Origin of the sequence: Micromonospora humidisoli, from assembly GCF_016900955.1 — a bacterium.
Classification (GTDB): domain Bacteria; phylum Actinomycetota; class Actinomycetes; order Mycobacteriales; family Micromonosporaceae; genus Micromonospora; species Micromonospora wenchangensis.
The window spans coordinates 608541-621804 of the sequence record NZ_JAFEUO010000001.1; the positions used below are offsets into that span (position 1 = coordinate 608541).

The 13264-nt window shown below is 72.9% G+C and carries 9 protein-coding genes; 6 read left to right on the forward strand and 3 right to left on the reverse strand.

Annotated elements, in window-relative coordinates; genetic code table 11:
- Nucleotides 1-25: 25 nt before the first annotated feature.
- Nucleotides 26-1873 carry a dihydroxy-acid dehydratase gene (gene ilvD, locus JQN84_RS02650; RefSeq protein ID WP_204956790.1) on the reverse strand — a complete coding sequence of 616 codons (1848 nt, stop codon included), beginning with the start codon at nt 1871-1873 and terminating at the stop codon, nt 26-28.
- Nucleotides 1874-1983: 110 nt separating this feature from the next.
- Here ilvD and JQN84_RS02655 point away from each other — a divergent pair, with 110 nt between their 5' ends.
- From JQN84_RS02655 to serA, 5 genes are all read left to right on the forward strand, one after another.
- Entirely contained in the window at nt 1984-4398 is a 2415-nt protein-coding gene (locus tag JQN84_RS02655; protein WP_204956791.1) for a putative bifunctional diguanylate cyclase/phosphodiesterase, read from the forward strand.
- Between the two features lie 239 nt (nt 4399-4637).
- Nucleotides 4638-6521, forward strand: coding sequence for an acetolactate synthase large subunit (locus tag JQN84_RS02660; RefSeq protein WP_204956792.1), 1884 nt, complete (start codon nt 4638-4640; stop codon nt 6519-6521).
- A 66-nt stretch (nt 6522-6587) separates the two neighbouring features.
- On the forward strand, nt 6588-7103 hold the full coding sequence (gene ilvN, locus JQN84_RS02665) for an acetolactate synthase small subunit (protein WP_204923742.1): 516 nt from the start codon (nt 6588-6590) through the stop codon (nt 7101-7103).
- A gap of 70 nt (nt 7104-7173) precedes the next feature.
- On the forward strand, nt 7174-8187 hold the full coding sequence (ilvC, locus tag JQN84_RS02670) for a ketol-acid reductoisomerase (RefSeq protein ID WP_204923743.1): 1014 nt from the start codon (nt 7174-7176) through the stop codon (nt 8185-8187).
- 516 nt (nt 8188-8703) lie between these two features.
- Nucleotides 8704-10302, forward strand: coding sequence for a phosphoglycerate dehydrogenase (gene serA, locus JQN84_RS02675; protein WP_204956793.1), 1599 nt, complete (start codon nt 8704-8706; stop codon nt 10300-10302).
- Between the two features lie 85 nt (nt 10303-10387).
- Here serA and JQN84_RS02680 read toward each other — a convergent pair whose 3' ends face one another.
- Nucleotides 10388-10744 (reverse strand): hypothetical protein, encoded by a 357-nt coding sequence (locus JQN84_RS02680; RefSeq protein ID WP_204956794.1) that lies wholly within the window; start codon nt 10742-10744, stop codon nt 10388-10390.
- 358 nt (nt 10745-11102) lie between these two features.
- Entirely contained in the window at nt 11103-11978 is an 876-nt protein-coding gene (locus tag JQN84_RS02685) for an FAD:protein FMN transferase (protein ID WP_204956795.1), read from the reverse strand.
- Nucleotides 11979-12199: 221 nt separating this feature from the next.
- Here JQN84_RS02685 and JQN84_RS02690 point away from each other — a divergent pair, with 221 nt between their 5' ends.
- Nucleotides 12200-13231 carry a 3-isopropylmalate dehydrogenase gene (locus tag JQN84_RS02690; RefSeq protein ID WP_204956796.1) on the forward strand — a complete coding sequence of 344 codons (1032 nt, stop codon included), beginning with the start codon at nt 12200-12202 and terminating at the stop codon, nt 13229-13231.
- Nucleotides 13232-13264: the final 33 nt, after the last annotated feature.

Genomic DNA, 13264 nt, shown 5'->3' on the forward strand with positions numbered 1-13264 from the left:
GCCCCGGACCACCCGTCGCGAGTTCCTACTCGGGTACGCGGCGGTACGCGCCGTCGCTGGCCGATGTCGCCATCGAGGCGTACGCGCGCAGGGCGGCGGACACCGGGCGCTGCCGGTCCAGCGGGGTGTATGGCCGGTCCCGCTTCTCCTGCGCCACCCGGCGGGCCGCCAGCACGTCGTCGGGCACGTTCAGCTCGATCGACCGGGCCGGGATGTCGATGACGATCTCGTCGCCCGGCTCGACCAGGGCGATCAGCCCACCGGAGGCCGCCTCGGGGGAGGCGTGCCCGATGGACAGCCCGGAGGTGCCGCCGGAGAACCGGCCGTCGGTGAGCAGCGCGCAGGACCGGCCCAGCCCGCGCCCCTTGAGGAACGAGGTGGGGTAGAGCATCTCCTGCATGCCGGGGCCGCCCTTGGGCCCCTCGTAGCGGATCACCACGACGTCGCCGGCGACGATCTCCTTGGCGAGGATCGCCGCGACCGCGTCGTCCTGCGACTCGTAGACCTTGGCCGGGCCCCGGAAGGTCAGGCACTCCTCGGGCACCCCGGCGGTCTTCACCACGCAGCCGTCCGGCGCGATGTTGCCGTGCAGGATGGCCAGCCCGCCGTCGGCGCTGTAGGCGTGCGCCAGGTCCCGCACGCAGCCCTGCGCGGCGTCGGTGTCCAGGGTGGACCAGCGGTTGGTGGTGGAGAACGGCTCGACGGTACGCACCCCGCCGGGCGCGGCGTGGAACAGCTCCACCGCCTCGGGGGTGGGTGAGCCGCCCCGGACGTCCCAGTCGGTGAGCCACTGGGCCAGCGAGGGGGAGTGCACGGCGTGCACGTCGCGGTGCAGCAGGCCGGCGCGGTCCAGCTCACCGAGGATGGCCGGGATGCCACCGGCGCGGTGCACGTCCTCCATGTGGTAGTTCGGCGAGTTCGGGGCGACCTTGGCCAGGCAGGGCACCCGCCGGGAGATGGCGTCGATGTCGGCGACGCCGAAGTCGAGTTCGGCCTCACGGGCGGCGGCGAGCAGGTGCAGGATCGTGTTGGTCGACCCGCCCATCGCCACGTCGAGGGCGACCGCGTTGTCGAACGCCCTGCGGTTGGCGACGGCGCGGGGCAGCACGGAGGCGTCGTCGTCGTCGTACCAGCGCTTGGCGATCTGGACGGCGGTCCGGCCGGCCTCCACGAAGAGCGACCGGCGCGCGGCGTGGGTGGCCAGCGTCGAGCCGTTGCCGGGCAGCGCCAGGCCGATCGCCTCGGTGAGGCAGTTCATCGAGTTGGCGGTGAACATGCCGGAGCAGGAGCCGCAGGTCGGGCAGGCGGAGCGCTCGATCTCGCCGAGCTGGTCGTCGGTGACGGCCTCGTTCGAGGAGGCGATCATCGCGTCGATCAGGTCGATCTTGGAGTGCACGACGCCCTCGATGGCCACCGTCTTGCCGGCCTCCATCGGGCCGCCGGAGACGAAGACGGTCGGGATGTTGAGCCGCAGCGCGGCCAGCAGCATGCCGGGGGTGATCTTGTCGCAGTTGGAGATGCAGACCAGGGCGTCGGCGCAGTGGGCGTTGACCATGTATTCGACCGCGTCGGCGATCAGCTCCCGGCTGGGCAGCGAGTAGAGCATGCCGCCGTGGCCCATGGCGATGCCGTCGTCGACGGCGATGGTGTTGAACTCGCGCCCCACCCCGCCGGCCTCGGCCACCGCGTCCGCGACCAGGCCACCCATGTCCTTCAGGTGGACGTGACCGGGGACGAACTGGGTGAAACTGTTCGCGATGGCGACGATCGGCTTGCCGAAGTCGTCGTCGGTCATCCCGGTGGCCCGCCACAGGGCCCGGGCGCCGGCCATCGTCCGACCGTGGGTGGAGGTCCTCGACCGCAGCTCAGGCATGGGTACCAGTCTTACACCGCCCGGCGGGCGGCTCCTACCGCTCGCGCCGTGTCCCAACAGTTGCACACCCGGTACCCCGTAGCGGGTGCCGATCCGGCACAGTTGAGGTCGTGCGTTTACCCCCGGGCATGGTCGCCGTGGCGGTGTTGAGCGGCCTGCTCGCCGTCGCCGCCGCCGCACTGTTGGCCGACTCGGCCCGGCGGCGCGGCGGGCCGCACCGCCAGGCGCACCTGTTGTTCGCCGTGGCCGCCACGATCGCCCTGGCCACCGTGGTCGCCGGCGTCGTCGCGGTGCTCGGCGCGACCGAGCACGGGGCGCACCGGCGCGGTCAGGGAATGGGCTGGGCGTCGCTGATCGCGGTCGGCACCGCGCTGAGCGGGCTGGGCTACTGCGCGGGTCTGCTCCGCCTGCCCGGCGCGATGGTGGCCCGGGCCGCCGCCGCGCGGCTGCTGCTCGACGGGCTGACCGTGGCCGCCGCGATCTGGTTCGTCGGCTGGGTGCTCCTGTCGGAGCCGACCCGGCTGCTCGGGCCGGCGACCCCGAGCGCCTGCCCGGCGATCCTGCTCGCCTCGGTGACCGCAGCGATCACCGCCGGCCTCACCGGCATGGTGGTGGCCCGCGCCGACGGCCCCCGGACCCGGCTGGCCGTGCTCGGTGTCGGCACCACCGCGACCGCCACCGGTGGCCTCGTCCTGGCCGCCGGGGTCTGCCAGGGCGGCTCGGCGATGGCGCTGACCGGTGCCGCACTGCTCGCCGTGGGCATGCTGGCCGGGGCGCTCGCCGTGCACCGGGTGGACGCCCCCGGCCAGGTCGACATCGACCTGATCAGCCGCGACGGCGAGTACGCCTTCATCCCGATGGTGGCGATGGCCGGTTCGGCGATGTACCACCTCGTCCAGGGCGGCCGGTTCGACGCGCTGGGCATCATCGCCGGCAGCCTGGAGGGCTTCGCCCTGGTCACCCGGCAGTACCTCACCCTCAACGACGTACGCAGCTACGCCCACCGGCTGGCCGACCGGGAGGCGCACTTCCGGGAGCTGGCCCACACCGACCCGCTGACCACCCTCGCCAACCGGCGTGGCCTGCTGCGGGAGATGCAGCGCTGCGCCACCGAGGGGGGTGGCTGCGTGTTGCTCGGCCTCGACCTGGACGGCTTCAAGAACGTCAACGACATGCGTGGCCACGACGTCGGCGACATGGTGCTGGCCGAGGTGGGCCGGCGGCTGCGGAGCAACCTGCGCCCCGGTGACCTGGCCGCCCGGCTCGGCGGCGACGAGTTCGCGGTGCTGATGCGGGGCCGGCCGACCGACGCGGACGTGGTGGCCGAGCGGCTGCTGGGGGTGCTCGGCCGGCCCTACGACCAGGAGGGCGGGGCGGTCTTCCTCTCGGTCAGCATCGGGGTGGCCGGCCAGGGCGGCGACGACCCGGACGTGGTCGGCCTGCTGCGCCACGCCGACCTGGCCCTGCGCTACGCCAAGCAGCGCGGCAAGAACCGGATCGAACGCTACGACGGCAGCTACGACCAGCTGCTGACCCGGCGTACCCGGCTGGAGCACGAGATGCGTGGCGCGATCGAGCGCGACGAGCTGCGGCTGGCCTTCCAGCCGGTGGCGTCGCTGCCCTCGGTCCGGCCGGTGGGTGCCGAGGCGCTGCTCCGCTGGCACCACCCCGAGTTGGGCAACGTCCGGCCGGACGAGTTCATCCCGCTGGCCGAGGAGTGCGGGATGATCGCCAAGCTGGGTGCCTGGGTGCTGCACCAGGCGTGCTGGCAGCTGTCCCGTTGGCTGGCCGACGGCCACGACGTCTGGGTGTCGGTCAACGTCTCCCCGCGCGAGCTGCACGCCCCGGAGTACGTGGTGCAGGTGGCCGAGGCGTTGCGCGCCCACCACGTGCCGCCGCAGCGGCTGGTGCTGGAGGTCACCGAGCATGCCGTCGCCACCGACCTGGACGAGCTGATCCGCCGGCTGACCGCGCTGCGGCGGACCGGGGTGCGGATCGCGCTCGACGACTTCGGTGCGGGGTACTCGTCGCTGGGGCAGTTGCGTCGGCTGCCGATCGACATCCTCAAGATCGATCACAGTCTGGTCGCCGAGCACGAGCCGGTCCGCCCGGTGGGCCGGGACGGGCCGGCGTTCGCCCCGATGGTCGACATCGTCATGCGGCTGGGCCACCAGTTCGGCCTGGAGGTGATCGCCGAGGGGGTCACCAACCCGGCTGAGCTGGCCGCGGTGGTCGCCGCCGGCTGCCGGTTCGGGCAGGGCGCGCTCTTCGGCTGGGGGGTGCCGGCCGAGCATCTGGAGGCGATGCTGGAGGCGGCCACCTCGCCGGGCGCGCGCCCCGCGTCTGCTCCGCCGGCCCCGCCGCCCCCGCCGCTGCGACCCACCTCGTCGCCGCTGCTGCCCCGGCTGCGATCCCACCCACCGGCATCTCCGTCGGTGCCCGCCCCGCGCCCCGCGTATGAGGAGTCCACGCAGGCCGGGCCGGTTGACGAGACCCCGAACGGGGACGGCATCCCTCGTTCGTGAACCAACATGTGGGATCAGTTGACTCATCGCGTGAGATGCGTCAGGCTTGGCCCATGTCGTCGAACCGGTCGCTGCGAGTACTTACCTGAGCGCACTCTCCCGCTGTCGAGAGTGCGCTGGCCCCGTGCATCTGCACGAGGGCCGTTTTTATTGCCGTCGGAACCACCGGGGCGGGCCGCCGCCCCCGTCGCACCTGTCGTAGCAGCTCCACCCAACTCCAGCCGAAGGCCTGAACCGCCATGACGAGACCCACGCCAGAGACCCTCGCCCACTCCGCCCGGCGGGCCCGTACGGTCACCGAGCCGGCCGGCGACGCCGACCACACCACCCCGCCGCGCGCCGCCGCGCCGGCCACCCCGGCCGTACGGCCGTCCGGGCCGGTCCCGGTCTCCGGTGCCGGCTCCCTGGTGCGGTCGTTGGAGGCGCTCGGCGTCGACGTCGTCTTCGGCATCCCCGGCGGGGCGATCCTGCCCGCCTACGACCCGCTCTACGACTCCTCGGTGCGGCACGTCCTGGTCCGGCACGAGCAGGGCGCGGGACACGCCGCCACCGGGTACGCGCAGGCCACCGGCCGGGTGGGCGTCTGCATCGCCACCTCCGGGCCGGGCGCGACGAACCTGGTCACCCCGATCGCCGACGCGTACATGGACTCGGTGCCGATCGTCGCGATCACCGGGCAGGTGGCCCGCCCGATGATCGGTACGGACGCCTTCCAGGAGGCGGACATCCAGGGCATCACCCTGCCGATCACCAAGCACAACTTCCTGGTGCAGAACGCCGAGGAGATCCCGCAGGTCCTCGCCGAGGCGTTCCACCTGGCCGCGACCGGGCGTCCCGGGCCGGTGCTGGTGGACATCCCCAAGGACGTCCTCCAGGCGGCTACCACCTTCTCCTGGCCGCCCACCCTGGACCTGCCCGGCTACCGGCCGACCCTGCACCCGCACGGCAAGCAGATCCGGGAGGCGGCGCGGCTGATCAGCGGCGCCCGCCGGCCGGTGCTCTACGTCGGCGGCGGGGTGCTCAAGGCCGGTGCGACCGAGTCGCTGCGCCAGCTCGCCGAGCTGACCGGCATCCCGGTGGTGACCACGCTGATGGCGCTGGGCGCGTTCCCCGACTCGCACCGTCAGCACCTGGGCATGCCCGGCATGCACGGCACCGTCGCCGCCGTCTACGGCCTGCAGAAGGCCGACCTGATCGTGGCGCTGGGGGCCCGGTTCGACGACCGGGTGACCGGCAAGCTCGACTCGTTCGCCCCGGACGCCACGGTGGTGCACGCCGACATCGACCCGGCCGAGATCGGCAAGAACCGGCACGCCGACGTCCCGATCGTCGGCGACGCCAAGCACGTCATCGACGAGCTGATCGCGGCGGTGACCACCGAGCAGAAGGCCGGCCGTCGCACCGAACTGCACGACTGGTGGCACCAGCTCGACGACCTGCGCGAGCGGTACCCGCTGGGCTACGACGAGCCGGCCGACGGCACCCTGTCCCCGCAGTACGTGATCAAGCGGCTGGGCGAGATCGTCGGCCCGGACGCGATCTACGTGGCCGGGGTCGGCCAGCACCAGATGTGGGCCAGCCAGTTCATCTCGTACGAGAAGCCGGGCACCTGGCTCAACTCCGGCGGCCTCGGCACCATGGGGTACGCCGTCCCGGCGGCGATGGGCGCGAAGGCCGGCCGGCCGGACACGGTGGTGTGGGCGGTGGACGGCGACGGCTGCTTCCAGATGACCAACCAGGAGCTGGCCACCTGCGCGCTGGAGGGCATCCCGGTCAAGATCGCGGTGATCAACAACGGCAACCTGGGCATGGTCCGGCAGTGGCAGACCCTGTTCTACGAGGGGCGCTACTCCAACACCGAGCTGGGCACCCACAAGCACCGCATCCCCGACTTCGTCAAGCTGGCCGAGGCGCTCGGCTGTGTCGGCCTACGCTGCGAGAACGCCGAGGACGTCGACAAGACGATCGAGGCGGCGATGGCGATCACCGACGCACCTGTCGTGATTGACTTCACGGTCGGCAAGGACGCGATGGTCTGGCCGATGGTGGCCGCCGGCACCAGCAACGACGAGATCATGTTCGCCCGGGGCGTCCGCCCGACGTTCGACGAGGACGACATCTGAGATGAGTGACCGATTCCCCGGGACCGTGCACCGGCACGGCCCGACCGAGCGAAGCGAGACGGTGGCATGACCCTGCACACCCTGTCCGTGCTGGTGGAGAACAAGCCCGGTGTCCTGGCCCGGGTCTCCGGCCTGTTCTCCCGGCGCGGCTTCAACATCGACAGCCTGGCCGTCGGTGAGACCGAGAACCCCGACGTCTCCCGGATCACCATCGTGGTCAACGCCGACTCGTCGCCGCTGGAGCAGGTCACCAAGCAGCTCAACAAGCTGGTCAACGTACTGAAGATCGTCGAGTTGGACCCGCAGGTCTCGGTGGCGCGGGAGCTGCTGCTGGTCAAGGTCCGCGCCGACCGCGCCGCCCGCGCGCAGGTGCTGGAGACGGTCGCCCTGTTCCGGGCCCGGGTGGTCGACGTCGCGCCGGACACCCTCACCGTCGAGGCCACCGGCACCCCCGACAAGCTCGACGCGCTGCTGCGCGACCTGGAGCCGTTCGGGATCAAGGAGATGGTCCAGTCCGGCACGGTGGCGATCGGGCGCGGCTCGCGGTCGATCACCGCCGGCCCGGCGCTGCGCGCCGCCTGAGCGCGCCGCCCACCCGCCACCGCACACAGTCCACGACGGTCGACGAGACCGCCGTACGAAAGGGAAGTCAATGAGCGTTGAGGTGTACTACGACGACGACGCCGACCTGGGCCTGATCCAGGGCCGCAAGGTCGCCGTGATCGGGTACGGCAGCCAGGGCCACGCCCACGCGCTGTCGCTGCGTGACTCCGGTGTCGACGTGGTGATCGGCCTGCCGGCGGGCTCCAAGAGCCGGCCCAAGGCCGAGGAGCAGGGCCTGCGGGTGCTCACCCCGGCCGAGGCGGCGGCCGAGGCCGACGTGATCATGATCCTGGCGCCGGACACCGCCCAGCGGACCATCTACGCCGAGTCGATCGCCCCCAACCTCGCCCCCGGCAAGGCGCTCTTCTTCGGGCACGGCTTCAACATCCGGTACGGCCTGATCACCCCGCCGGCCGACGTGGACGTGGCGATGGTCGCCCCGAAGGGCCCCGGCCACCTGGTCCGCCGCCAGTACGTCGACGGCAAGGGCGTGCCCTGCCTGGTCGCCGTCGAACAGGACGCCAGCGGCAACGCCTTCCCGCTCGCCCTGGCGTACGCCAAGGGCATCGGCGGCACCCGGGCCGGCGCCATCAAGACCACCTTCACCGAGGAGACCGAGACCGACCTCTTCGGCGAGCAGGCGGTCCTCTGCGGTGGCGCGGCGGCTCTGGTGCAGACCGGGTTCGAGGTGCTCACCGAGGCCGGCTACGCCCCCGAGGTGGCCTACTTCGAGTGCCTGCACGAGCTGAAGCTCATCGTCGACCTGATGTACGAGGGCGGCATCGCCCGGATGCGGTACAGCATCTCCGACACCGCCGAGTACGGCGACCTGTCCCGGGGCCCGCGCGTGGTCGACTCGCGGGTCAAGGAGGAGATGCGCAAGATTCTCGGTGAGATCCAGTCCGGCGAGTTCGCCCGCGAGTGGGTGGCCGAGGACGAGGCGGGCCGGCCGAACTTCGCCAAGTGGCGGGCCGAGGGCGCGGCGCACCCGATCGAGGAGACCGGGCAGAAGCTGCGCTCGATGATGAGCTGGGTGGACCGCCCGCTCACCGAGACCGCCTGACCCGTCGGCCGTACCTGTGCCCCGGCTCGGGCGTGTCGTGGGCCGGGTGATCTGCTGACGTGAAGCGGTATGACTGGCAGGCATAAATATGCCTGCCAGTCATACCGCTTTCTGCGTGACCATCTCCCGGGCGGCCGGGGCTGCGCCGGGGCCGGGTCACTGCCGCCCGTCCCGTCGGCCCGCCACCGGACCCGCCCCGGCTCACCCGTCCCGCCGGTCGCCGTCGCCGTGCGCGGTGGCCGGTTCACCAGGCGGGACGGGGTGATCGTCGCCTCATCGACCGCGATCGGCCCCCGCGCCGTGCTCCCGGACCGGATGAACGGGGGATGACAGGCGTGCGACAACCCTGTGTGAGGGCCCTCACCCCGTAGACCGGGACCTGCCGGCGGGAGCGACCCCTACCATCCTTGGTGAGGTGCGTGACCGGCACCTGACGGCCATGGCACGGATCGGCGCAGGGCGCATCGCGGCGCCCGGTCGCCCCGGCCGAACCTAATACGACGTCTACGAGGACCGATGAATCCTGTCGTACTGATCGCCGAAGAACTCGCCCCCGCCGCCATCGAGGTGCTCGCGCACGACTTCGACGTACGCCACGTCGACGGCACCGACCGCCCGGCACTGCTCTCCGCGCTGGCGGAGGCCGACGCGGTCATCGTGCGCAGTGCCACGCAGATCGACGCCGAGGCGGTCTCCGCCGCGCCGCGCCTGAAGGTGGTCGCCCGGGCCGGCGTCGGGCTGGACAACGTCGAGGTCCCGGCCGCCACCGCGCGGGGCGTCATGGTCGTCAACGCCCCCACCTCCAACATCGTCTCCGCCGCCGAGCAGGCCGTCGCGCTGCTGCTCGCCGTCGCGCGCAACACCGCCAGCGCCAGCGCCGCGCTCAAGGCCGGCGAGTGGAAGCGGTCCAAGTACACGGGTGTCGAGTTGCAGGGCAAGACCGTCGGCGTGGTCGGCCTCGGCCGCATCGGCGTGCTGTTCGCCCAGCGCATCGCCGCCTTCGGCACCCGGCTGATCGCGTACGACCCCTACATCCAGCCGGCCCGCGCCGCCCAGCTCGGCGTCCGCCTGGTGGGGCTGGAGGAACTGCTGCGGGAGGCCGACTTCATCTCGATCCACCTGCCGAAGACCCCGGAGACGGTCGGCCTGATCGGCGAGAAGGAGCTGTCGATCGTCAAGCCGGGCGTCCGGATCGTCAACGCCGCCCGGGGTGGCCTGGTCGACGAGCAGGCCCTCGCGGACGCGATCGCCGAGGGCCGGGTCGCCGGCGCCGGCGTCGACGTGTACGCCAAGGAGCCGTGCACCTCCTCGCCGCTGTTCGCCTTCGACAACGTGGTGGCCACCCCGCACCTGGGCGCTTCCACCCACGAGGCGCAGGACAAGGCCGGTCTGGCCGTGGCCAAGAGCGTCAAGCTGGCGTTGCAGGGCGAGTTCGTGCCGGACGCGGTGAACGTGCAGGCCGGCGGGGTCGTCGCCGAGGACGTCCGGCCGCTGCTGCCGCTGGCCGAGAAGCTGGGCCGGGCGTTCACCGCCGTGGCCGGCGGGGTGGCCGCCAGCGTCACCGTCGAGGTGCGCGGCGAGATCGTCAACCACGACGTGTCGGTGCTGAAGCTCGCCGCCACCAAGGGGCTGTTCAGCTCCGTGGTCGAGGACCAGGTCACCTACGTCAACGCGCCGCACCTGGCCGCCGAGCGGGGCGTCGAGGTGACCCTCGCCACCCTGGCCGAGACGGTCGACCACCCGAACCTGGTCACCGTGCGGGGCGCGCTGCCCGACGGTCGTACGGTCAGCGTCTCCGGCACGGTCGCCCACACCGGCGCCCGCGACGTCATCAAGCTGACCGAGGTGGACGGCTTCGACGTGGAGATCGGCGCGGAGGGCATCCTGCTCTTCCTGCGGTACGTCGACCGGCCGGGCGTGGTCGGCACCGTCGGCACGCTGCTCGGCGAGGCCGGCATCAACATCGCCGCCATGCAGGTGGCCCGTCGGGAGGCCGGCGGCGAGACCCTGATGACCCTCACCGTCGACCAGGCGCTCGGGGCGGACCTGCTCACCTCGGCCGCCGACTCGATCGGGGCGACCGCCGCCAGCGCGGCCGACCTGCGCGACGAGTAGTCGCACCCGCACGGTTCACCACGGAGGGCCCGGCCGCACGGCCGGGCCCTCCGCCGTCCACACCCGAGCGTCCCGGGTGGTGCGGTCAGCGGGCCAGGCGCGACGGCGGCGGGTAGACCGAACCGTCCTGCGGGTCGAAGAGCATCAGGTCGTACTCCCCGGCCAGCCGTTCGATGTCGAGCAGCACCTGGTCGTCGCAGGTCGGTACGAGGTTCAGCGCCACGTGGTCGGCCGCCGCGTGCAGCGGCGACACCTCCCACGGGGTGCCCTGATGGGCGGGCCGGTCGGGGTACGAGGCGGTGATGGCGCGGTAGAAGGCGACCACCCGGGGGTCCGGATACCGCTCGCCGTGCCGTCCCTCGTGGCACTGCCGCACCGCGGCCCGGACGTCCTCGGGCGTGGCTCCGTCGTGCAGGGCCCACACGCTCAGATCGAAACTCACGGCGGACAGCGTGCCATCACCCGGACGCCCGAGCGACACTGACCCGCCGTGATCGCCACGAGTGGTCGAGAGTGTACGGAGAAACACGGTCCGCTGTGGAGACTCTTGCGTCGAGTTGCGTCGATTCGCTAGCGTACCGGTGCGGTCATCGGGAAAGTCGGAAGTCGACCCGTCTTCGGGTGACGGGGCCGAGCGTCCGGCCGGCCGGTCCGCACCCCTCGAATGCGCGAGCCACGCGCACTCGTCGCTGACCGGCCCCCACGGTCGTTGCCGAGACCGTGGGGGCCGATCGCCGGCCCGTCGACCGCGCCACCCCGTGGACCCCCTCCACAGGTCGGCCGACACGCCGCGACACCGCTCAGCGGCGTCGGTGGGCGAAGAGAGCCTGATAGGCCGAGTCGGCGCGGAACCACGACAGTCCCACCGGCCCGGCCGCGTACAACGCGGTCGCGTAGGCGTCGGCCACCGCCAGGTCCGGGCCGACGACGGTCGCGGCGACCAGCTGTCCGGCCGGTTCGCCGGTGTGCGGGTCGACCACGTGCCCCTGCCGGCCGGTGACCCCGGAGGTGCCCACCGCGCCGGCCGTCATCTCCAGCACCAGCGGGGTCCGCCGGCCGTCGGTCGGGTGGTGCACCGCCACCCGCCACGGGCCGCCGTGCGCGGCGTGCCCGCGTACCGTCAGGTCGGCGCCGGAGAGCACCGCGTAGTCGGTGATGCCGGCGGCGCGCAGCCGGGTCGCGGCCCGTTCCACCGCCCAGCCGTTGAGCAGGCCGCCGGGGTCGAAGCCGCCGGGGACGGCCCAGGCGTCGAACCAGCCGTCGGTGGCGGCCCGCATGGCCGCACAGCGGTCCACCAGGTCGGTCAGCGGCGGGTACGACTCGGGGCTGATCTCGCCGCGCCGCAGCCGGGAGACCAGGCTCTGCGGCCGGTTCGGCCCGTAGGTGAGGTCGATCGCCCGCAGTTCGGCGACGGCGTCGCGTAGCGCGTCGCCGACCGCCCGGTGGCCCAGTTCCTCGGGGGCGTTGAGCAGGAGCGAGTATTCGGCGGTGCCGGTCCGGACGGAGTGCTGCACGGCGATCCGCCCGCCGGACGGGTCACCGGCGCGGTCGAGGCGGTGGCTGCGGGTGCCCAGGCGCAGGTCGGGACGGCGGCGGGAGAACGCCTTCTGGTCCACCCAGCGGGTGCGCGGTTGCTCGTCCAGTCGGCCTGGCCCCCGCTGCTGCTCGGTCCGCATCATCCTGCTCCTTCGCCGACGGTGCCGCGCCGTCGCGGCCGGTCCGTCCCGGGCCCCCACGACCCGTCCTGCACCGACCCTAGGCAGTGGAGATGACCGCACCATGAATGCTGCCTGGGAGCCTGCTGAGCATTTCGCTCTCCCAGATGGTGGAAGGCGCGTACCGGGAGGCGGGACGGGGACGTACCGTTGCGCTCAGCGGACGAGGTGAGGAGCAGCAGGTGGCACGGATCGCGGTGGTGGCCGGGGACGGGATCGGACCCGAGGTGGTCGCGCAGGCCCTCAAGGTCCTCGACGCCGTGCTTCCCGGCGTCGAGGCCACCCGGTACGACCTCGGCGCGGCGCGGTACCACCGCACCGGCGAGGTGCTGCCCGACTCGGTGCTGGCCGAGCTGGCCGGCCACGACGCCATCCTGCTCGGCGCGGTGGGCGACCCCACCGTGCCGCCGGGCGTGCTGGAGCGGGGCCTGCTGCTGAAGCTGCGCTTCGCCTTCGACCAGTACGTCAACCTGCGCCCGTCCCGGCTCTGGCCCGGGGTGCCCGGCCCGCTGGCCAACGTCAAGCCGGGCGAGGTCGACCTGGTCGTCGTCCGGGAGGGCACCGAGGGGCTCTACGCCGGGGCCGGCGGCAGCCTGCACCGGGACACCCCGGCCGAGGTGGCCACGGAGGAGAGCCTGAACACCAGGCACGGGGTGGAGCGGGTCATCCGGGACGCCTTCGCCCGGGCCGGTCGCCGGGAGCGGCGCAAGGTCACCCTGGTGCACAAGACCAACGTGCTGACCCACGCCGGGTCGCTGTGGGCCCGTGCCTTCGCGGCCGTCGCCGCCGAGCACCCCGACGTCACCACCGAGTACCAGCACGTCGACGCCGCCGCCATGTTCCTGGTCACCCAGCCCCAGCGGTACGACGTGGTGGTCACCGACAACCTCTTCGGCGACATCCTCACCGACATCGCCGCCGCGGTCACCGGGGGGATCGGCCTGGCCGCCAGCGGCTGCATCAACCCCACCGGGGCGTACCCGTCGATGTTCGAGCCGGTGCACGGCTCCGCGCCGGACATCGCCGGCAAGGGGGTCGCCGACCCGGTGGCCGCGGTGCTCTCCGCCGCGCTCCTGCTCGACCAGCTCGGCCACGCCGACGCCGCCGCCCGGGTGACCGGCGCGGTCGCCGCCGAGCTGGCCGGCCGGACGCCGGGTGTGGCGTTGCGCACCGACGAGGTGGGGGACCGGCTCGCCGCGCAGGCGGTGGCCTGACCCCGCGGGACGTGGAGCTATCCACTGAACGAC